Genomic DNA, 19972 nt, shown 5'->3' on the forward strand with positions numbered 1-19972 from the left:
AGGACCATGGACGTTCTTTCCGACTCCGCCTCTCCCCTCTACGAGAAGGTCAAGGACTTCGTCCTCGGCAACATCGCCAGCGGCAAATGGGGGCGCCATGCGCGCCTTCCTTCCGAGCACGATCTCGTCGCCACGCTCGGCGTCTCGCGCATGACCGTGCATCGGGCCCTGCGCGAACTGACGGCACAGGGGCATCTGCGCCGCATCCCGGGCGTCGGCACCTTCGTGGCGCCACCAAAGCCGCAATCGACGCTCATCGAGATCAGCAACATCGCCACCGAGATCAAGGCCCGCGGCAGCCGCCATCGCGCCGAGGTGGTCATGCTCGAACGCATAGCCCAGCCCACGCCGGAACTGATGATCGCCTTCGAATTCGAGGCGATCAAGCCGGTCGACCATTCCATCGTCATCCATTTCGAAAACGACGTGCCGGTGCAGCTCGAGGAGCGCTACGTCAACACCGACCTGGTCAGCGGCTATCTCGACCAGGACTACACCAATGCGGCGACCTATGAATATCTGCAGCAATCCACGCCCCTGACCGAGGTCGAACAGCTGATCAGCGCCTTGCCGGCGGGAGTGGAAACCGCACGCCTGCTCCACATCCGCCCCGGCGACAGCTGCCTCGTCCTGCACCGCAAGACCTTCACCGGACCTGTTGTCGCGACGGTGAACACCTTCACCTATGTCGGCAGCCGCTATTCACTGGGCAGCCGCTATCTTCATACGGCGCGTTGATGACCGAACGCCCGCCTGCTCCGCACCCAACAACATCGACCTGTCATTCCCGGCGCCGCCGAAGGCGGCGGGAATGACAGGCTAAAATTTTCGAAAGCCGGCATACTTCCATGCAATTTGTGAACGTGCACGACTATCGCGAGGCGGCCCGCCGTCGCCTGCCCAAGATCTTCTTCGACTATATCGATGGCGGATCCTTCGAGGAGGAAACCCTCCGGGCCAATCGAAGCGACTACGCCCGGCTGACCCTGCGCCAGAACGTGCTGGTGGAGCCGCGCGAGCAGGACCTTGGCACGCACTATCTCGGCACGCGCCATCCCCTGCCCTTCATGCTGGGGCCGGTCGGCTTTCTCGGGCTCTATGCCGGCAAAGGCGAGCAAAAGGCCGCCAGGGCCGCGCATGAGGCGGGGATCGCGCTCTGCCTTTCCAACTTCTCCATCGCCTCGTTGGCGGATGTGCGGCAGGCGACCAAGGGGCCGCTGCATTTCCAGCTCTATGTGCTCGACGATCGCTCCCTTTGCGACGAGTTCCTGGAAGGCGCCCGGCTGGCTGGCGCGGATACGCTGTTCGTGACCGTCGACACTGCGATCACCGGTATCCGCGAGCGGGACGTCCGCAATGGCTTCCGCTCGCTGACGCGGGTGACGCCGGGCCTCTTCCTCGGCCTCGCCCGCAAGCCGGGCTGGCTCCTCGACGTGGCGGCGCGCGGCATGCCCAGCGTGCGAGCGATCGAGCACCGGCGCGATTTCGGGCGCGGCGCGCTCGAACAGGCCGCCAATCTGTCGCGCCATATCGACAAGACCGTGTCGTGGAAGGACATGGCCTGGCTGCGCGAGCGCTGGCAGGGCCGGCTGGTGGTCAAGGGCGTCCTCGCCCCCGAGGATGCGCTGAAGGCGAAGTCGATCGGCATGGACGGCGTGGTGATCTCAAACCATGGCGGGCGGCAGCTCGACAGCGCCTCGAGCACCATCGCGGCCCTGCCCGCCATCCGTCAGGCAGTCGGGCCCGACTTCTGCCTGATGCTCGACGGCGGCATTCGCCGCGGAGCCGATATCATCAAGGCCATCGGACTCGGCGCCGACGGCGTCATGCTGGGCCGGGCCTATATCTATGGCCTGGCCGCCGCGGGCGAGGCCGGGGTCGCCGACGTGATCGACATCCTCACCCGCGAGGTCTCGATCACGCTGGCGCTGATGGGCGTGGCCTCGATCGACGAGCTGAAATCGCTCGGCACCAAGGCCGTGATCGCGGTCGATCGAGGCTGAAATCTGCCAGTGTTTTCTGAGATTGCAGGTAAGGATGCCCATAGGTGCTAACCTAAGGGTCGGGCGAGATGATCGAGCTGAAGGTATGGCTCCACATATGAGCCCCCTCGCCCCGTTCTTACGGGAAGAGGATTGAGGTGAGGGGCTACGGAATACTTGGTTTTCGAGGTCCGCGCCGCCCCTCATCCTTACCTTCTCCCCGTAAGAACGGGGCGAAGGGGCGGCTGGCGTCGCGCCTCTCACCCTGAGTTAACGCCTATAGGCAAGGATGTCTGCGATCCCGGAAAGAGCCTCACGCCTCGGCGCCATCCACCCTGCGTGCCAGGAGCTTGTCGATGCGTCGATCGTCCATGTCGATGATCTCGAACACCCAGCCGCCATAGTCGAACTGCTCGCCGACCTCGGGCAGGTGGCCGAGCTGCGAGAGCGCGAAGCCGGCGATGGTGTGGAAATCCCGATCCTGCGGCCTTGTCTGCAGCTGGAGCCGGTCGAAGGCGGCATAGGCCGGCATCATGCCGTCGATCAGCAGCGAACCGTCCTGGCGCTCGACGATATCGGGCTCCTCGCCCTCGACCTCGGGCAGGTCGCCGGCCATGGCTTCGAGCAGGTCCGTCTGGGTGACGATGCCTTCGAGGCCGCCATATTCGTCGATGATGAGGGCCAACCGGATCGGGGTCCGCTTGAACTGGTCGAGCACCCGGAAGATCGGCATCGCCTCGTGCACGATCAGCGGCTGGCGCATGACGGCGAGCGGATCGAGCCTCTCCCCGTCCAGTACCCGGTCGAGCAGATCCTGCTTGACGATCATGCCGAGCGGCTCGTCGATATTGCCGCGCCCGACCAGGATGTGGTCGTGCCGGCATTCGCGGATAATGCGCAGCGTCTCCTTCGGATCGTCATCGATATCGACCCAGTCGATCTCGCGTCGCGGCGTCATGATATCGCTGATGCGGCGCCCGCCGATGCTGAGCACGCGCACCATCACCTCTTCCTGCGCATCCTGCAGGATGCCGGCATCCTGGCTGGCCCGGACCAGCAATTTGAGTTCCTCGGGCGAATGCAGCGATTCCTCCCCTGAGCCGGGCCGCAGGCCGAATGCCCGCAGCACCAGATTGCCGAGACCGTTCAGCATCAGGATGGCCGGCCGCAGCAGGAACAGGAACAGGCCCAGCGGCCGGACGATCCATAGCGCCGTGCCCTCGCTGCGCTGCAGGGCCAGGCTCTTGGGCGCGAGCTCGCCGAGGACGATGTGAAGGGCCGTGATGATCACGAAGGCAAGGGCGACGGCAATGGCATGCGAGCCGATGGTAGCGATCCCCGCCGGCAGCCAGCCGAGCAGCGGTTCGATGAGATGGGCGAGCGCCGGCTCGCCGATCCAGCCCAGCGCCAGGGACGAGATGGTGATGCCGAGCTGGGTCGCCGCCAAATTGGCGTCGAGATTGTCGATGGCGCGCAAGAGCGGGCGGGCATTCATCCGCCCCGCCGCGGCAAGCTCGGCCACCCTGCTGCGGCGGACGGCAACGAGCGAGAACTCGGCGGCCACGAAAAAGCCGTTGGCGGCCACGAGAGCAAAGACGGCTAGTACCCTCAACAAGTCCATGACGAGAGCACCGTCGTCGGAACCGGACATCATCTCCCCTTCCGCGCCGGGCGCGGTCCTTTCACAAAACGATCGCTTCTAGCATCGCCGCTCTGAAGCCGGGAGGCAAACCGCTCTTCGTCAAGGCTGTGCGAAACCTCCCGAAAGGGGAAGGCCGCTGGGGTCATGCCCCCGGAAACCCGACTTCAGGCGTGATCCGACAGATCGCGCCTGCTCGGGCAGCTTCGTTGTTGACTTAAACAATCTCCATGATAGCTTTTGGAATGTTATGAAAACATATGAAAGAAAAATACCAACGGCCGGAGGAAACAGCCTGATCTGCTAGCAATCGCTGCCAAAGCCCACTCGCCTTGCCTGAATTTGGATGAAGCTTGCGCATTTCACCAATGCTGCGGCGCGGGGGGTGCTTGCCCTCGCGACAGCCGGGCCAGGCCATCGATTTGCAGCCCATCGAGATGTCGAACACGACACCACAAGGAGGAGGAAACCATGCGAGCTCTCAAAACACTGTGCCTCGGCGCAGCGGCGGCGTTTATCGCCGGCCTGCCGGCGCAGGCCGAAACCAAGCTGACCATCGCCACCGTCAACAACAACGACATGGTGGTGATGCAGAAGCTGTCGAAGGATTTCGAGGCCAAGAACCCCGACATCAAGCTGAACTGGGTGGTGCTGGAGGAAAATACGCTGCGCCAGCGCCTGACCACCGACATCGCCACCAAGGGCGGCCAATACGACATCATGACCATCGGCCTGTTCGAGGCACCGATGTGGGGCGAGCGTAACTGGCTGACGGCGTTCGACAACGTACCGGCCGACTACAAGCTCGACGACGTGCTCAAATCGGTACGGGACGGACTTTCCTATAATGGCAAACTCTATGCCCTGCCCTTCTATGCCGAAAGCCAGATGACCTTCTATCGCAAGGACCTGTTCGACAAGGCCGGCCTGACCATGCCCGAGCAGCCGACCTGGAAGGACATCGACGGCTTTGCCGCCAAGATCCATGATCCCGACCATGGGGTCTATGGCATCTGCCTGCGCGGCAAGCCCGGCTGGGGCGAGAATATCGGCCAGATCACCCCGGTCGCCAATTCCTATGGCGCACGCTGGTTCGACATGGAATGGAAGCCGCAATTCGACACGCCGGCCTGGAAGGAAGGCCTGACCGTCTATGTCGACCTCCTGAAGAAATACGGCCCGCCCGGCGCCGCCTCCAACGGCTACAACGAGAATCTCGCTCTGTTCGCCAGCGGCAAATGCGGCATGTGGGTGGATGCCACCGTCTCGGCCGGCTTCCTCAACGATCCCAAGCAGAGCAGCGTCGTCGGCAAGCTCGGCTACGCCCATCCGCCCTATGGCAAGTTCAACAAGGGCAACCACTATCTGTGGTCCTGGGCCCTGGCGGTGCCGGCTTCCTCCAAGGCACCGGACGCAGCCAAGAAGTTCATCTACTGGGCGACCTCGCCCGACTACATCAAGCTGGTCGCCGATTATTCGGGCATCGTCACCGTGCCGCCGGGGACCCGCCAGTCGACCTATGACAATGCCGACTACATCAAGGCCGCGCCCTTCGCCAAGCTGACGCTGGATACGATCCAGACCGCCAACATGACGGACGCCACCCAGGAGAAGGTGCCCTATCGCGGCATCTCCTTCGTCGGCATTCCCGAGTTCCAGAGCATCGGCACTGCCGTCGGCCAGGAATTCGCCGCCGTCATCGCCGGCAAGAAGACGGTCGACCAGGGCCTTGCAGCCGCCCAGTCGCTGACCCAGCGCGCCATGCGCCAGGCCGGCTACCCCAAGAAATAGGGCAACAGCAAGACGCTGATGCGGTTCACTTAAGTATCTTCAAGGTTGCACGATGCTTGTCATCCCCGGCGCCGCCGCAGGCGGCGGGAAGGGGATCCAGGGACCGTAAATACGATCTTCGGCCCTTGGATTCCACTCACAAGCAAAGCTTGTGAGGATACCTCGCCCTCTCTCGCTTCGCTCGCGAGAAGCTCGGCCAGGAATGACGGTGCGCTTATTCTTGAACGGTCCCCAAGTGAACCGCATTGGCGCAACACACAGGCTTGCCGGGGCGATCCCGCCCCGCTCCGTGCCAAGATGCGTTTTCTCTCCCGGAACGCATCTTCGGCGGCGCGATCCCGATCCTGCCTGATCGAGATCGCGCCGCCTACTCCCGGAAAGCGGCTTGTTCGAGCCGAAACGCTTGCCCGCTCTCCCCTGTTTCGACGCGTCCTTGCGCTGCCGCCGATGCCGGCAGATCGCAGAACGCCCTGGGATCGATCCGAAAGGAGCTCCATGGCCGTCGCCTTGTTCGCCCGCCATCGCGGCGTCGGAGTTGACACGCGTCCCCTGCTGGCGCCGTCCGTTCTGTTGCTGTTCGTCTGGATGATCGTGCCGCTGGCCCTCACGATCTACTTGTCGTTCCAGCGCTACAATCTGAACTATCTCGACCAGACCGGCTTTGCCGGCTTCGACAATTACCGCTATCTCATCGAGGATCCCGGGCTGACCAACGCCATCCTCAACACGGTCATCCTGGTGGTGAGCGTGCTGGCGATCACGGTCGTGGTCGGCATCATCGGTGCCATCCTGCTCGACCAGCCGGTATTCGGACGCGGGCTCGCCCGGCTCTTGTGCATTGCGCCCTTCTTCATCATGCCCACGGTCAGCGCCCTGGTGTGGAAGAACCTGCTGATGCATCCGGTGAACGGGCTGTTCGCCTGGATCTCGCGCTCCCTCGGGCTGCCCGTCATCGACTGGTTCTCGGACTACCCGCTCGCATCGGTGATCATCATCGTGGCCTGGCAGTGGATCCCCTTCGCGCTCCTGATCCTGCTGACCTCGCTGCAATCGCTCGACCGCGAGCAGATCGAGGCCGCCCGCATGGACGGCGCCAACGGCCTGCGGCTTTTCGCGCACATCATGCTGCCGCACCTCTACAGGGCCATCACCATCGTGGTGATGATCGAGACGATCTTCCTGCTCTCGATCTTCGCCGAGATCCTGGTCACCACGGCCGGTGGCCCGGGCGATGCTTCCACCACCCTGCCCTACCTCATCTACAAGACCGCCCTCCTCGATTCCGACATCGGGGGTGCCTCGGCCGGCGGCATGCTCGCCGTGGTTCTCGCCAATCTCGTCGCCGTCTTCCTCATGCGCACGATTTCCCACACGCTGGAGGACTGACCGATGGCCGTCTCGCTCACCCGCCGCATCGTCGTCAGCCTGCTATGCTGGCTCATGACGCTGGTGCTGTTCTTCCCCATCCTGTGGATGATGATCACGGCCTTCAAGACCGAGCAGCAGGCGATTGCCACGCCCCCGATCCTGTTCTTCCAGCCCAGCCTGCACAATTTCGAGGAGATCCTGGAGAGCGCCGACTACCTCCACTTCTTCGCCAACAGCGTGATCGTCTCGGTCGGCTCGACGGTGCTCGGCATCGTCGTCGGCCTGCCGGCGGCCTATGCGCTCGCCTTCTTCCCCGGGCGGCGCGCCAAGGACCTGATGATGTGGATGCTCTCCACCAAGATGATGCCGGCCGTGGGCGTGCTCGTGCCGATCTATCTGCTGTTCCAATGGGCGGGACTGCTGGATTCGCTCCTGGGGCTGACCTGCCTCTACATGCTGATCAATCTGCCGATCATCGTGTGGATGCTCTTCACCTTCTTCCGCGACGTGCCCAAGGAGATCCTGGAGGCCGCACGCATGGACGGCGCCGGTCCCCTCAAGCAGTTCGTGTGGATGCTCTTGCCGATGACCATGCCCGGCATCGCCTCCACCGCCCTGCTCGCCATCATCCTGTCCTGGAACGAGGCGTTCTGGAGCATCAACCTCACGGTGACGCAGGCGACACCCCTCACCGCCTTCATCGCCCGTTTCTCCAGCCCCGAGGGCCTGTTCTGGGCCAAGCTTTCCGCCGCCTCGCTGATGGCAATCGGCCCCATCCTGATCTTCGGCTGGCTGACGCAGCGCCAGCTCGTCCGAGGTCTCACCTTCGGCGCCGTCAAGTGACGGCGCGACAATCCACCTGGAGGATATTGCAGCGATGTATTTGAAGAAATTCGACCTGTCCGGCCAGACGGCCTTCATCACCGGCGGCGGCCGCGGCATCGGGCTCGCCAGCGCCGAGGCGCTGCTGGAGGCCGGCGCCGAGGTGGTGATCTCCGATCTCGACCCGGCCGTGCTCGCCGGCGGCCGGGAGGCCCTCGCCGCCAAGGGCTGGACCGTCGATGCCGTCGCGCTCGACGTCACCGATGCCGATGCCGTCGGCCGGGCCGCGCGCGAGGCCAATGAACGCCATGGCGGCGTCGACATCCTGATCGCCAATGCCGGCATCGCCTGGCCCGACACCGGCGGCGAGGACATGACCGACGAGGTCTGGCGCAAGGTGATCGATGTCGACCTCAATGGCTGCTACTGGAGCTGCCGCGAATTCGGCCGGGCCATGCTGCAGCGTGGCAAGGGCTCGATCGTCACGCTGGGCTCGATGTCCGGCCTCATTTCCAACAAGCCCCAGCGCCAGGTCCACTACAACGCCGCCAAGGCCGGCGTGCACCACATGACCAAGTCGCTGGCCGGCGAATGGGCGCCCCACGGCGTGCGCGTCAATGCGGTGGCGCCGACCTATGTCGACACGCCGATGTCGCGCGGCGGCTTCGACAAGCCGGAACTGTTTCCGGTGTGGATGGAGATGACGCCGATGAAGCGCGTGGCCCGCGCCGACGAAATCGCCTCGGCCATCCTGTTCCTGGCCAGCGATGCGGCGAGCGCCATGACGGGCGCGGTCGTCGTCGTCGATTGCGGCTACACCATCTGGTAGCCCGATCTCGCGTCCATCGGGAGCTTCGTTCCCCCGACCCCGATGGACGCGGTGCCCCCTTGAAACCTTCAAAGAGTGAAACACGTCGCTCGGAAGCCGTCATTCCCGGCACCGCCGGAGGGGGTGGGAAGGGAATGACCGAGACGCTTCGGGCCGAACTCTCCATACCCCTCACGATCGCACGGCTATCAGGCCCTGCCCGCAACCAGCTTCACACCGATGCGGTCGGCGAGCACGGTCAGCTCGGTGAGGGCATCAGCCGAGCCCAGAACGGCACGCGGCTCGCCCGCCGGAGCCAGGACATCGCCGGGAAGGCGGTCGCCGAACAGGACGAGGGCGAGCGCCCGATCGTCCTGCCGGGAAACCCAGCACAGGCCCTGCACGTCCGGCAACGCCGCATGGAAGGCTGCGGCCCAGGCGCGCGTGCCGGGATAGCGGTCCTTTTCCGTATCGATGAGCTGGGTCCGGCGCAGGCCGAGGCGGCGCAGGGCCGTGGCGCTGAGATCGACGAGCAGGAGATCCTGCCGGGGCTCGAGCCGGGAATGCACCTGGCCGGCCAGCCTGGCCTTGTCGAGAGTCTTCAGGCGCGCGGTGAAGGGCACGTCGTGAAAGACGGTTTCCATGGCGGCGCATTCGAAGGAGGTACCGCCATAGAGGGTGGGGATCGGCCCGCCCTCCCTATCCTTGATCGGGCTGAAGCGGGCATTGCCGGCAAGGCCCGGATTGAACTGGGCGGCCCCATATCTGTCGAGATGGATACGGTGGATGACCTGGCCCTTGGGCCAGGTCATCATGGCCGTCTTGGCGGCGAGCTGGGATGGTGGCGCGGGTGTCGCAGGGCGTGCCTTGGCAAGCCTCAGCGCGCCCCTAACCATGCAGCACGCCCTCCATTTCGTCGCGGGCCGCGGCGATGACCCGATCGGGTTCGCGCAGCAGCAGGTCCAGGGGACGCTCTCCGCCCAGATAGCTGTTGTCGGAGGCGAACCAATAGGCCGCGCCCCAGCCATCCTTGGCCTGGCCGAAGATCTTCAGAACCTCGCCCAGCGGCTTGGCCGGACGATATCCGGTCGAAGGATCCAGGCCGTAGCCGGGGAAATAGTCGACACCCTGGTGGCGGATGGCGAAGATCTGCCCGTCCTTCTTCCACTTGTTGGGCTGGGCGCTTGGATTGGTCGCGCTGAACCCAGCCACCTCGGCGACCTGGGCGGCGGTGAGCCACTCGCCCTCTTCCAGCACGGCCTTGCGGGCCTCGGCCGTCATCCGGGCTTCGGCGAGCATATGCTGGGGCAAGGGCACCTGGGGCACCAGGGCCTCGATGATCGACTGCAGCGCAGCCTTCTCGCGCCGGGCCACGATCGCCCCGACCAGGGGAGCAATCGCCTCGAACGTGTGGGCGAGCACCTTCGCCGCCGGAGAGCTGACCTGGTCCAGCGTCACGGCGATGACCTGCGTGCCCTTGGCACCGAGATGGCCGAGGCCATCGCGCACCTCTTCCGGGGTCCCGGTGATGGTGGTGACCCCCGACAATGTCTTGAGCGCCTGGGACGCCGTCATGTCACGCCCTCCAAAATTTGAAATGATCATGGTTATCTATATAGCATGATAACCCATATCATCAAGAAGGCCGGGCCAGAACGGCGGATCATGCCGGGCTGCCGGCACGCCACGGTTTTCCCAAAGCAGCGTTTCGGAAAATGCGAATTCCCGTCCATGCGGCGTGTCGCTAGGCTTCGAACATCGCAGCAGAGCCGCTTCCGGGGATTTGCCCAATGGCATGGACACAGCCTATCCAGCATGAGCAATGGCAGCCTGCCGGCCAAGGCGGCCTGCGCCATGTCGCCGAGGGCCTGCCGGCCGGCGACCCCGATCGCGGCGCGGTCCTGCTGCTGGGCAATTTCGACGGCTTCCATCGCGGCCACCAGGCCCTGCTCGATGCTGCCGGGATCATCGCGGGCGAGGACCTGCCCTTGGCCGTGATGTCCTGCGAGCCTCACCCGCGCAGCTTCTTCTGTGTGGCGGATTCGCCTTTCCGCCTGACCACGCCGGCCACCAAGGCTCATCGCTTCGGCGCGCTGGGGCTCGATTATGTCTTCTCACCGACCTTCGATGCCGCCTTCGCCTCGCTGACGCCGACGGAATTTGCCCATGACATCCTCAAGCAAGGCCTCGGCGTCGGCCACGTCGTCACCGGCGACGATTTCCGCTTCGGCCGTTCGCGGGCGGGCGACGCTGATCTGCTCACGCAGCTCGGCCGCTCCCTCGGCTTCGGCGTGACTCGCGTCCCCGAAGTCCGTGCCAACGCCCGGCGCTGCTCCTCCAGCCAGGTCCGGGCCTTTCTGCGCGCCGGCGACATCCAGGCCGCCAACGCCATGCTCGGTTCTGCCTGGACGGCGGAAACCGTCGCTTCCCGTGGCCAGCTCGCCCTTGCGCCGATGCTCTGCCGCCCGCCCGCCGGTCTCTATCTGTGCTGGATCGACAAGGGCACCCGACACCTCCACCTGGGCGCCGACGGCGTGATCACCCCGGAGCGGGGAACAGCGCCTGTTCCGGGCCTCCTTCGCTTTCTCGACCGGCTGGCCTGATCGGCCCGGCCGCCGAGACCCACGCAGCACCGACAACCGGACCATCATGGCCATCGAACATCTTGCCCGCACCGCCTACGCGACATTGCCCTGGAAGAACGGGCGCGGGGAAACCGACGAGATCTATCTTTCGCCGCAAGGCGGCTCGCGCGAGGATTTCGAGGTGAGGATCAGCAGCGCGCCGATCCTCGAGGACGGCGCCTTCTCCAGCTTTCCCGGCGCCGAGCGGGTGATCACCCTGATCGAGGGCGAGGAGCTGGAGCTCGATTTCGGGCAATCCAAGCACCGCCTTCTGCCCTTCGCGCCGTTCCGCTTCGATACCGGCCTCGCCCCCGTTGGCCGGCCGGTCAAGGGGCCGGTACGGGTCTTCAACGTCATGGCCAGCCGCCGGCACTGGCACCATGTCGGGCAGCAGGTGCTGGCCGGCTCCGACAGCCATGCGGTCCCGCCCGGCGATCTCGTCGTCATCTTCGCCATCAGCGGCAGCTGGAACCTCGACACCACCACCCGGGGTGCCCTTCGCCTGGCGGAGCGCGACACGGTGGTACTGAGGCAAGAGGCGGCAGCGCTCCTCGCATCGGATGGCGGCAGAAAGGCACGCGCCCTCGTCCTGCGCCTGCGCTCGGCCATAGCCTTTGAGGAAGGCCTGTAATACCGACGCCATCGATGTTTGATCGGTCGAGCATCAAACCCGTTGGTATGATCTCAGCCGATCGCCATCGCCCGCTTGTGCTCGGCGACCTCGGCCAGCAGCCAGTCCTGGAACAGGCTGGCGCCCTGCTTGTTGCCGATGCTGCGGCGCTGATAGAGATAGATACCGGCGGGATAGGTATGGCGGGCACCGAAAGGGGCGACCAAGCGCCCCTGCTCGAGCAGGTCCTGCGCCATCATCGTATCGGCCAGCGCGATGCCGACGCCATTGATGGTTTCCCGCATGATCGCCGTGCAATCATCCATGATCGTGCCCGACTTCGACGGGCTGTCCACAATGCCTTCCTGCTCGAGCCAGCGCTTCCATCGCGTGGTTTCGCATTCATGGATCAGGTGATGATGAATGAGATCCGCCGGCGAACGCAACGGCAAGGGGCCTTCCAGCAGCGAAGGGGCGCAGACCGGTGTCAGCACCAGCGGGATCAGCAGCGTCAGGGCCGGGCCGGCCTTGTAGTCGAACTCGTCGACGATGGCCAAATCGAAATTGGCGCGTTTGCCCGAGGTCATCACCTCCAGGTCGACGGAGGGATGCTGGCGGCGAAAGCCCGGCAGCCGGTCGGCCAGCCATAGATTGAGCACGGGGGGCACGCACAGCACCCGGACACGGTGCGCCTTGGCCTGCCGTGGGCCGTCGTGAAAGCTGACATCGTCCGTCGCACGCCAGATCGCCTCGAAGGCCTCCGACAGGCTACGCGCATAATAGGAGCCCCGCGTCGTCAGTGTGACCTGGCGAAAGCCGCGCTCGAACAGATCCTGGCCCAGCGTCGTCTCGAGCGTGCGGATATGGCGGCTGACGGCGGAGGCCGTCAGATGCAGCTCTTCCGCCGCTTCCTTGATGCTGCCCAGGCGCGCGGCGGCCTCGAAAGCGCGCATGCCATTGAGTGAGGGGAGTGCCATGCGCCGATGATGAATTGTCGGATGAGTTTTTGTCAATCGACGTGGACGAAATTGGCGTTTGATCGCCTGCCGGCTTCGGGGATACCGAAGAAGGACCAAGTCGTCACGACAAAGCGACCACAGGGGACATCGGCACCGCACCGCTGCCAGAAGCGGTCGCGGCTCTGCGCATGCGCGGGAACTTCGGATCGAACGGCAAAGCCGGGCGCTGGAGCGAGCCTATGCGCCGGCTGGCTACCCGCGCGTCGCGCTGCAATGAAGGAGCCCGCCGTCCGATGCCGCAATCTCCAGTACCCGTGTTCGAGCCGGCAGACGACGTCTCCCCCACAGCCACCACCATCGTGGTCCTGAAGCCGGCCGGGCCGGCACTCGGCCCCCGGGCGGCCGTCCTGGACGCCGAAATGGGGGGCCTTCTGTCCCGGGTCTGCGCCGACCCTGTCACCCTTGCAGCCTCCGGCACCTGCACCGACATCTTCGCACCGCCGGCGGCATCGGTCCGGCGGGTGATCGTACTGGCCCTGGGCGCGCCCGAGACGCTCGATGCCTTGTCGCTGGCACGTGCCGGCGGCGCGCTCGCCGCGCATCTGGAAAGCAAGGGCATCGGCGAGGCGACGCTCGTCCTTGATCCCATTGCCGGCGCCAGCCTGTCCGGGGCGGAGATCCTGGCACGCGTCGCGCTCGGCATCCGCTTGCGCCGCTACCGCTTCGACCTGCGCAACAAGCGTCCGGTGGCTGAGGCGGATCAAGCCTGGCGGCTGGCGCTGGTCGGTGCCGGCAAGGCCGAGCTCGCCGCGGCGCTGGCACGCACCAATGCCATCGCCGACGGCGTCGACTATGCCCGCACCCTGGTCAATCTGCCGCCGAACCATCTTCATCCCGACAGTTTCCCAGATCACCTCGACGCCCTGCGCGAAGCCGGCATCGAGGTCGAGATCCTCGATGCGGCGCGCCTGAAAGAGCTCGGCATGAATGCTCTGCTCGCCGTCGGTTCCGGCTCGGCCCGCGCCCCGAGGGTGGCCGTGCTGCGCTATCGCGGCAAGGGCTCGGGCGAGCAGCCGCTCGCCTTCGTCGGCAAGGGCGTCTGCTTCGATTCAGGCGGCCTGTGCATCAAGGGTGGCGCCCAGATGTTCGACATGAAGGCCGACATGGGCGGTGCGGCCGCTGTGGTCGGCCTCCTGCTGGCCCTGGCCCGGCAGGGCAGCCCCGTCCACGCGGTGGGCGTGCTCGGCATCGCCGAGAACCTGCCTTCGGGCACCGCGCTCAAGCCGCGCGAGATCATCACGACGGCTTCGGGCCAGACCGTGGAGATCTTCGACACCGATGCCGAGGGACGCCTGCTCCTGGCCGACTGCCTCTACTACGCCGCCTCGCGCTTCGAGCCCTCGGCGATCGTCGATCTGGCTACCCTGACCTATTCGGTGATGCGGGGCCTCGGATCGGTCTTCGCCGGCCTGTTCAGCACCGACAATGCCGTCGCCGCACAGATGATCGCGGCCGGCGAAACAGTCGGCGAGCGCTTCTGGCAATTGCCGCTCGACCGCGCCTATGACGAAGGCCTCTATTCACCCCTCGCCGATCTCAGGCACCACGCCAAGGACATGGAAGACGGCGACGCGCCCTATGCCGCCGCCTTCCTGCGCCATTTCACGCAAGGTCGCCCCTGGGTCCATCTCGATATCGCCGGCAAGGAACTGGCCGACAGCGACCGGCCCCTGGGCCGGCAGGGCGCTACGGCCTTCGGTGTGCAGATGCTGGAAGAATGGGTCCATAACCTCAATGGGAAGCACAATGTCGCTTGAGATCATCAGCCGGGAAGGCCGCGCTGCCTTCCGGAACTACGAGACCTGGTATCGCATCAGCGGCGAACTCGGTGGCGACAAGGCGCCGGTGGTGATCCTGCATGGCGGCCCCGGCGTCGCCCATAATTATGTCGATGCCTACAAGCTGCTCGCCCATGACGGGCGGGCCGTCATCCACTACGACCAGCTCGGCTGCGGCAACTCCACCTTGCTGCCCGAGAAGGGTGCCGATTTCTGGACGCCGCAACTCTTCATCGAAGAGCTCGAGAACCTCGTCGACCATCTCGGCATCCGCGCCGGCTTCCATGTGCTCGGCCAGAGCTGGGGCGGCATGCTGGGCGCCGAATATGCCGTGACCCGGCCTGATGGCCTGAAATCGCTGACCATCGCCAACTCCCCGGCCTCGATGAAGCTGTGGGTGGAGGAAGCCAATCGCCTGCGCGCCGACCTGCCCCGCGAGGTCCAGGACACGCTGACCCGTCACGAACAGGCCGGCACCACAGATGATGCCGAGTATCAGGAGGCGACCATGGTGTTCTATGAGCGCCATGTCTGCCGCGTCGTGCCCTTCCCGCCGGAAGTGGCGGCGAGCTTTGCCCAGGTCGCGCGCAATCCCACCGTCTACAATGTGATGAACGGCCCCAACGAGTTCCACGTCATCGGCACGCTGAGGAGCTGGAGCATCATCGACCGCCTGGCGGCCGTCGAGGTGCCCACGCTGATCCTGTCGGGACGCCATGACGAAGCCACCCCTGCGACCGTGCAGCCCTACAAGGACGGCATTGAGGGATCGCGCTGGGAGATCTTCGAGCATTCCAGCCACATGCCGCATGTGGAAGAACAGGAAAAATGCATGCGGGTGGCCGGCGACTTCCTGGATCAGCACGACCGGTAAACAAATCAGAAGAGGGGATCGACGATGAAGAAACTGCTTTTGGCTGCTGCAGCCACGGCCCTGCTGGCCGGCACCGGCCTGGCACCCGCCCAGGCCGAATACCTCAAGGAGCATCGCGGCGGCACCATACGCCTGCTGGCCCGCTCGGCGGCCGGAACACTCGATCCCCACATCAACTACACCGACCAGGGCTGGCAGATGTACCAGCCGGTCTATGACGGGCTGGTCATCTTCCGCAAGGCGGAAGGCAAGGACGGCTTTTCCGTGGTGCCCGACCTCGCCGAGGCGCTGCCCACCGTCAGCAATGACGGCAAGACCTTCACCTTCAAGCTGCGCAAGGGCATCAAGTTCTCGAACGGACAGGATCTCGGCGTGAAGGACGTCGTCGCCTCCTTCCAGCGCATCTTCAAGATTTCCGGCCCGACCTCCGGCACCTTCTATGCCGGCCTCGTCGGCGCCGACAAATGCCTGGCCGACACCAAGAGCTGCACGCTGGAAGGCGGCGTCGTCGCCGACGAGGCGGCCGGCACCATCACCCTCAACCTGACCAAGCCGGATGCCGAACTGCTCTACAAGCTGGCTCTGCCGCATGCGGTGATCCTGCCCGCCGACACGCCGGCCGAGGATATGGGCTCGCGCCCCATTCCCAGCACCGGGCCCTACATGATCTCGGCCTTCGATCCCAACAAGGGCATGACGCTCTCGCGCAATCCCAACTTCAAGCAGTGGAGCGAAGAGGCCCAGCCCGAGGGCTATCCCGACGTGGTCCAGTATGATTTCGGCCTGTCCGAGGAAGCCGCCGTCACCGCGATCCAGAACGGCGAGGCCGACTGGATGTTCGACCCGCTGCCGAGCGACCGCCTCGCCGAACTCGGCACCAAGTTCAAGGACCAGCTCCACATCTCGCCGCTGTCGGCGTGGTGGTATGCCCCGCTGAACACGCGCCTCGCCCCCTTCGACAACGAGAAGGCCCGCCAGGCCGTGGCCTTCGCCATCGATCGCAACACGCTGGTCAAGCTGTTCGGCGGCAAGGTGCTGGCCTCCCCGGTCTGCCAGGTGCTGCCGCCCGATTTCCCCGGCCATGAGGATTATTGCCCCTTCACCAAGAATCCGGGCGCCAAATGGTCGGCCCCCGATCTCGACAAGGCCAAGCAGCTCGTCGAGGAATCCGGCACCAAGGGCCAGAAGGTCACCATCATCGTCGAGGATACCGCGGTCTCGCGCTCCATCGGCGTCTATCTGCAGAGCGTCTTGACCAGCATCGGCTATGTCGCCGACGTCAAGCCGATCTCGACCAACATCCAGTTCACCTACATCCAGAACACCAACAACAAGGTGCAGATGTCGGTCAGCCAGTGGTACAAGGACTATCCGGCGGCTTCGGACTTCCTGAACATCCTGTTCGGCTGCGCCTCCTTCCGTGAGGGCTCGGACGCCTCGATCAATATCTCCGGCTTCTGCGACAAGGAGATCGACGCCAAGATGCAGAAGGCACTCGACCTCGGCGTCACCGACCAGAAGGCCGCCGACAAGATGTGGGCCGAGATCGACAGGCAGATCACCGACAAGGCGCCCGCCGTCGGGCTGTTCACGCCCAAGCGCCTCGATTTCGTCAGCAAGCGCGTCGGCAACTTCAAGTTCAACCCGCAGTTCAACTGGATGGTCACCCAGGCCTGGGTCCAGTGACGCACTGCGAGGGCACGCCCATGGCGAACCAAGCCATTGCCATACCGTACAAGACGCGAGGGCCCTGGGCCCTCGCTTTCGTGAAGCTCAGGCGCAACCGGGCGGCAATGGCCTCCCTTATCCTCTTCCTCCTGATCGTCGCCGCCTGCCTCAGCGCACCGCTCTATGCGCGCTGGGCGGGCGTGGACCCCTTCGCCTCGACACTCGACGCCGTCATCCAGATCGACGGCGCCGAGGTCCCGGTGATGGAGCAATCGACGGAGGGGCTCGGGCTCGGCTACACGCCGATCGGCCCGACCTGGCGGCTCGGCAACTACTTCCTCGGCGCCGACAGCCAGGGCCGCGACGTCATGGCAAGGCTTCTCTATGGCGGCCTCAACTCGCTGATGATCGCGGGGGCCGCCACCATCTTCACGCTGATCTTCGGCACGGCCGCGGGGCTGGTGGCCGGCTATTTCGGCGGCATCGTCGACACCGTGCTGTCGCGCTTCCTCGACGTGTTGTGGGCGTTCCCGATCTATCTGCTGGCGATATCGCTTTCGATCGTCACCATCGCCCAAGGCATTTCGATCGGGCCGATCGTGATCGAATCCGGGAGCCTGTGGCTGCCGATCATCATCATCGGCATCGTCTACGTGCCCTATGTGGCGCGGCCTATCCGCGGGCAGGTGCTGTCGCTGCGCAAGAGCGAATTCGTGCTCGCCGCCATCAATCTGGGGGTGCCGGGACCACGCATCCTCTGGCGCGATATCCTGCCCAACATCACCACCACCCTGATCGTCTTCGTGCCGCTGATGATGGCGCTGAACATGTTGACGGAATCGGCGCTCTCCTTCCTGTCGATCGGCGTGCAGCCACCGGCGGCGAGCTGGGGTACCATCATCCAGGACGGGCAGGCGTTGCTCTATACGCGCCCCGCGGTCGCATTGGCGCCGGGCATCATCATTGCCCTGTCGGTGATGGCGCTCAACGTCTTCGGTGACGGCCTGCGCGATGCGCTCGATCCGCGCTCCAAAGTGCAACTGGGGCGCGACTGATGATCTACGCCATCCTGCGCCGCTTCGGCCAGATGCTGTTCGTGATGTTCGGCATCTCGGTCATCGTCTTCCTGATCTTCTTCGCCACGCCGGGCGCCGATCCGGCGGCACGCATCGCCGGCCGCAACGCCTCGCCCGAGGTGCTGGCGGCGGTACGTCACAATTTCGGTTTCGACCAGCCGCTCTACGTCCAGTACGGCCTGATGATGAAGAAGATCTTCATCACCGGTGACCTCACCTCCTTCGTCAATCGCGGCTGGAAGGTGGTGCCGGCGGTGCTCGACGCCATCCCGGTCACGCTCTCGCTGGTGTTCGGGGCGGCGGTGCTGTGGGTGGTGGTCTCCGTGATCATCGGCATGGTCGCCGCCGCCACGCGCAACAGCTGGATCGACCGGCTCCTGATGGCGGCCGGGCTGATCGGCATTTCCATGCCGGTCTACTGGCTGGGCGAGGTGATGAATCTCATCACCCAAAGCCGCTATCACGACACCTGGCTGTTCGGCTGGGTACCGCCGCTCGGCTACAAGAACCTCCTCGACGATCCCAAGGGCTGGTTCCTCACCCTGGTCATCCCCTGGGTCACGCTCGCCGTGCTCTATATCGGCATCTACGGGCGCGTGCTGCGGGCGGCGATCATCGAATCCCTGCAGGAGGACTACATCCGCACGGCGCGAGCCAAGGGCCTGTCGGAGACGCGCATCCTGCTGCGCCATGCGCTCAGGACCTCGCTGATCGCCTTCGTCACCTTGTTCGGCCTCGATTTCGGGGCGCTGGTCGGCGGGTCCGCCTTGCTGACCGAAGTAGTGTTCGGCCTGCACGGCATCGGCAAGCTCACCTATGACGCCCTGCAGAACCTCGATCTGCCGATGATCATGGCAACCGTGATGTATGCCTCCATGTTCGTGGTCCTCGCCAATGCGGTGGTCGACTTCGTCTATATTCTCCTCGATCCGCGCGTGAGGACGTCATGATGCTGTCCGTACGCGACCTTCGGGTTTCCTTCCGCACCGATGACGGCCTGGTGCGCGCCATCGACGGCGTTTCCTTCGATCTCGCCGAAGGCGAGATCCTCGGCGTCGTCGGCGAATCCGGTTCCGGCAAGACCGTGTCGCTGCTGGCCGTGATGGGCCTGATCACCGATCCCAATGCCAGGATCGAGGGTTCGATCCGCTACAAGGGCCGCGAACTGGTGGGCCTGCCCGCCCGGGAGCTCCGGCGCCTGCGCGGCAACGAGATCGCCATGATCTTCCAGGATCCGATGACGGCGCTGACGCCGGTCTACACCATCGGCTGGCAGATCGCCGAGCAGATCCAGGCCCATCGCAAGATCGGCAAAGCCAAGGCGCTGGAACGGGTGGAGGAACTGCTGGCGGAGGTGAACTTCCCCAATCCGCGCGAGGCGATGTCGCGCTATCCCCACCAGCTTTCCGGCGGCATGCGCCAGCGGGCGGTGATCGCCATGGCGCTGTCCTGCGACCCGGCTTTGCTGGTGGCCGATGAACCCACCACGGCGCTCGACGTCACCGTGCAGGCCGGCATCCTCGACCTCGTGCGCAAGCTGCGCGCGACCCACAATTCGGCCGTGGTCTTCATCACCCACGACATGGGCGTGGTCTCCGAGCTCGCCGACCGGGTCATGGTCATGTATGCGGGCCGTGTGGTCGAGCGCGGCAGCCGGGCGGAATTGTTCTCCGACCCCAGGCACCCCTATACGCAGGCGCTCCTGGGTTCGATCCCTCCCCTGACCGGCGAGAAACCGCGTCGCCTGCCGGCTATTCCCGGCTCGCCGCCCTCGCTGCTACGATTGCCGCAGGGCTGCGCCTTCGGCCCGCGCTGTCCGGTACGCTACGAGCCCTGCCAGGCCGACAAGCCGGACCTCGGCCGCGGCACGCATGCCGCCGCCTGCTTCCGGGTGGCGCAAGCATGAGCGGTGA

General features: G+C 65.2%; 18 protein-coding genes. 14 read left to right on the forward strand and 4 right to left on the reverse strand.

From position 1 onward, the window contains the following. The first annotated feature begins 6 nt into the window (after positions 1-6). Positions 7-738 (forward strand): histidine utilization repressor, encoded by a 732-nt coding sequence (gene hutC / locus ACIGJE_RS34520; RefSeq protein ID WP_311940425.1) that lies wholly within the window; start codon positions 7-9, stop codon positions 736-738. Between the two features lie 110 nt (positions 739-848). Beyond that, positions 849-2003 carry an alpha-hydroxy acid oxidase gene (locus ACIGJE_RS34525; RefSeq protein WP_483681269.1) on the forward strand — a complete coding sequence of 385 codons (1155 nt, stop codon included), beginning with the start codon at positions 849-851 and terminating at the stop codon, positions 2001-2003. 292 nt (positions 2004-2295) lie between these two features. Here the strand turns inward: ACIGJE_RS34525 and ACIGJE_RS34530 are convergent, their stop codons facing one another. After that, positions 2296-3633 (reverse strand): hemolysin family protein, encoded by a 1338-nt coding sequence (locus ACIGJE_RS34530; RefSeq protein ID WP_311940625.1) that lies wholly within the window; start codon positions 3631-3633, stop codon positions 2296-2298. A gap of 459 nt (positions 3634-4092) precedes the next feature. Between ACIGJE_RS34530 and ACIGJE_RS34535 the strand changes: the two genes are divergently transcribed. The 4 genes from ACIGJE_RS34535 to ACIGJE_RS34550 all read left to right on the forward strand — a co-directional run bounded on the left by ACIGJE_RS34535 (position 4093) and on the right by ACIGJE_RS34550 (position 8431). Continuing rightward, on the forward strand, positions 4093-5412 hold the full coding sequence (locus tag ACIGJE_RS34535) for an ABC transporter substrate-binding protein (RefSeq protein WP_068289116.1): 1320 nt from the start codon (positions 4093-4095) through the stop codon (positions 5410-5412). A gap of 495 nt (positions 5413-5907) precedes the next feature. Further along, positions 5908-6798, forward strand: coding sequence for a carbohydrate ABC transporter permease (locus ACIGJE_RS34540; protein ID WP_311942086.1), 891 nt, complete (start codon positions 5908-5910; stop codon positions 6796-6798). A 3-nt stretch (positions 6799-6801) separates the two neighbouring features. Continuing rightward, positions 6802-7623, forward strand: coding sequence for a carbohydrate ABC transporter permease (locus ACIGJE_RS34545; protein WP_311942083.1), 822 nt, complete (start codon positions 6802-6804; stop codon positions 7621-7623). Between the two features lie 34 nt (positions 7624-7657). After that, complete coding sequence (locus ACIGJE_RS34550; protein WP_311942080.1) at positions 7658-8431, forward strand: SDR family NAD(P)-dependent oxidoreductase; 774 nt, start codon at positions 7658-7660, stop codon at positions 8429-8431. Between the two features lie 188 nt (positions 8432-8619). On the opposite strand, the gene ACIGJE_RS34555 is transcribed toward ACIGJE_RS34550, so the two are convergent. Both ACIGJE_RS34555 and ACIGJE_RS34560 read right to left on the reverse strand, forming a co-directional pair. Further along, complete coding sequence (locus ACIGJE_RS34555; protein ID WP_311942077.1) at positions 8620-9306, reverse strand: RES family NAD+ phosphorylase; 687 nt, start codon at positions 9304-9306, stop codon at positions 8620-8622. Next, complete coding sequence (locus ACIGJE_RS34560; protein WP_311942074.1) at positions 9299-9985, reverse strand: hypothetical protein; 687 nt, start codon at positions 9983-9985, stop codon at positions 9299-9301. Before ACIGJE_RS34560 ends, ACIGJE_RS34555 begins: the two co-directional genes overlap by 8 nt. A 215-nt stretch (positions 9986-10200) precedes the next feature. On the opposite strand from ACIGJE_RS34560, the gene ACIGJE_RS34565 reads away from it, so the two are divergent. Both ACIGJE_RS34565 and ACIGJE_RS34570 read left to right on the forward strand, forming a co-directional pair. After that, a complete protein-coding gene (locus tag ACIGJE_RS34565) occupies positions 10201-11013 on the forward strand; it encodes a hypothetical protein (protein ID WP_415083037.1) in 813 nt (270 codons plus the stop codon). Between the two features lie 46 nt (positions 11014-11059). Beyond that, a complete protein-coding gene (locus tag ACIGJE_RS34570) occupies positions 11060-11665 on the forward strand; it encodes a HutD/Ves family protein (RefSeq protein ID WP_415083039.1) in 606 nt (201 codons plus the stop codon). A 53-nt stretch (positions 11666-11718) separates the two neighbouring features. Here the strand turns inward: ACIGJE_RS34570 and ACIGJE_RS34575 are convergent, their stop codons facing one another. Next, entirely contained in the window at positions 11719-12621 is a 903-nt protein-coding gene (locus ACIGJE_RS34575; protein WP_367624983.1) for a LysR substrate-binding domain-containing protein, read from the reverse strand. A gap of 275 nt (positions 12622-12896) precedes the next feature. On the opposite strand from ACIGJE_RS34575, the gene ACIGJE_RS34580 reads away from it, so the two are divergent. From ACIGJE_RS34580 to ACIGJE_RS34605, 6 genes are read left to right on the forward strand one after another with little or no spacing between them, the layout of a single operon-like run. Continuing rightward, positions 12897-14420, forward strand: a complete 1524-nt coding sequence (locus tag ACIGJE_RS34580) for a leucyl aminopeptidase (protein WP_415083040.1) — start codon at positions 12897-12899, stop codon at positions 14418-14420. Beyond that, entirely contained in the window at positions 14410-15315 is a 906-nt protein-coding gene (locus tag ACIGJE_RS34585) for a proline iminopeptidase-family hydrolase (RefSeq protein ID WP_311942058.1), read from the forward strand. The genes ACIGJE_RS34580 and ACIGJE_RS34585 overlap by 11 nt, the downstream gene beginning before the upstream one ends. Positions 15316-15339: 24 nt before the next feature. After that, on the forward strand, positions 15340-17001 hold the full coding sequence (locus ACIGJE_RS34590) for an ABC transporter substrate-binding protein (protein WP_311942055.1): 1662 nt from the start codon (positions 15340-15342) through the stop codon (positions 16999-17001). 20 nt (positions 17002-17021) lie between these two features. Further along, complete coding sequence (locus tag ACIGJE_RS34595) at positions 17022-18038, forward strand: ABC transporter permease (protein WP_311942052.1); 1017 nt, start codon at positions 17022-17024, stop codon at positions 18036-18038. After that, positions 18038-19009 carry an ABC transporter permease gene (locus tag ACIGJE_RS34600; protein WP_311942048.1) on the forward strand — a complete coding sequence of 324 codons (972 nt, stop codon included), beginning with the start codon at positions 18038-18040 and terminating at the stop codon, positions 19007-19009. Before ACIGJE_RS34595 ends, ACIGJE_RS34600 begins: the two co-directional genes overlap by 1 nt. Next, positions 19006-19965 carry an ABC transporter ATP-binding protein gene (locus tag ACIGJE_RS34605; RefSeq protein ID WP_367624986.1) on the forward strand — a complete coding sequence of 320 codons (960 nt, stop codon included), beginning with the start codon at positions 19006-19008 and terminating at the stop codon, positions 19963-19965. Before ACIGJE_RS34600 ends, ACIGJE_RS34605 begins: the two co-directional genes overlap by 4 nt. Positions 19966-19972: the final 7 nt, after the last annotated feature.

This window comes from Labrys sp. E2SS-1L, assembly GCF_057073705.1.

Bases quoted from the DNA above. Each gene is read 5' to 3' on its own strand.
- ACIGJE_RS34570 (WP_415083039.1), top strand. From the start codon at position 11,060: ATGGCCATCGAACATCTTGCCCGCACCGCCTACGCGACATTGCCCTGG.
- ACIGJE_RS34605 (WP_367624986.1), top strand. From the start codon at position 19,006: ATGATGCTGTCCGTACGCGACCTTCGGGTTTCCTTCCGCACCGATGAC.
- ACIGJE_RS34595 (WP_311942052.1), top strand. From the start codon at position 17,022: ATGGCGAACCAAGCCATTGCCATACCGTACAAGACGCGAGGGCCCTGG.
- ACIGJE_RS34550 (WP_311942080.1), top strand. From the start codon at position 7,658: ATGTATTTGAAGAAATTCGACCTGTCCGGCCAGACGGCCTTCATCACC.
- ACIGJE_RS34545 (WP_311942083.1), top strand. From the start codon at position 6,802: ATGGCCGTCTCGCTCACCCGCCGCATCGTCGTCAGCCTGCTATGCTGG.
- ACIGJE_RS34525 (WP_483681269.1), top strand. From the start codon at position 849: ATGCAATTTGTGAACGTGCACGACTATCGCGAGGCGGCCCGCCGTCGC.
- ACIGJE_RS34575 (WP_367624983.1), bottom strand. From the start codon at position 12,621: ATGGCACTCCCCTCACTCAATGGCATGCGCGCTTTCGAGGCCGCCGCG.
- ACIGJE_RS34580 (WP_415083040.1), top strand. From the start codon at position 12,897: ATGCCGCAATCTCCAGTACCCGTGTTCGAGCCGGCAGACGACGTCTCC.
- ACIGJE_RS34555 (WP_311942077.1), bottom strand. From the start codon at position 9,306: ATGGTTAGGGGCGCGCTGAGGCTTGCCAAGGCACGCCCTGCGACACCC.
- ACIGJE_RS34535 (WP_068289116.1), top strand. From the start codon at position 4,093: ATGCGAGCTCTCAAAACACTGTGCCTCGGCGCAGCGGCGGCGTTTATC.
- hutC (WP_311940425.1), top strand. From the start codon at position 7: ATGGACGTTCTTTCCGACTCCGCCTCTCCCCTCTACGAGAAGGTCAAG.
- ACIGJE_RS34540 (WP_311942086.1), top strand. From the start codon at position 5,908: ATGGCCGTCGCCTTGTTCGCCCGCCATCGCGGCGTCGGAGTTGACACG.
- ACIGJE_RS34530 (WP_311940625.1), bottom strand. From the start codon at position 3,633: ATGTCCGGTTCCGACGACGGTGCTCTCGTCATGGACTTGTTGAGGGTA.
- ACIGJE_RS34565 (WP_415083037.1), top strand. From the start codon at position 10,201: ATGGCATGGACACAGCCTATCCAGCATGAGCAATGGCAGCCTGCCGGC.
- ACIGJE_RS34560 (WP_311942074.1), bottom strand. From the start codon at position 9,985: ATGACGGCGTCCCAGGCGCTCAAGACATTGTCGGGGGTCACCACCATC.
- ACIGJE_RS34585 (WP_311942058.1), top strand. From the start codon at position 14,410: ATGTCGCTTGAGATCATCAGCCGGGAAGGCCGCGCTGCCTTCCGGAAC.
- ACIGJE_RS34600 (WP_311942048.1), top strand. From the start codon at position 18,038: ATGATCTACGCCATCCTGCGCCGCTTCGGCCAGATGCTGTTCGTGATG.
- ACIGJE_RS34590 (WP_311942055.1), top strand. From the start codon at position 15,340: ATGAAGAAACTGCTTTTGGCTGCTGCAGCCACGGCCCTGCTGGCCGGC.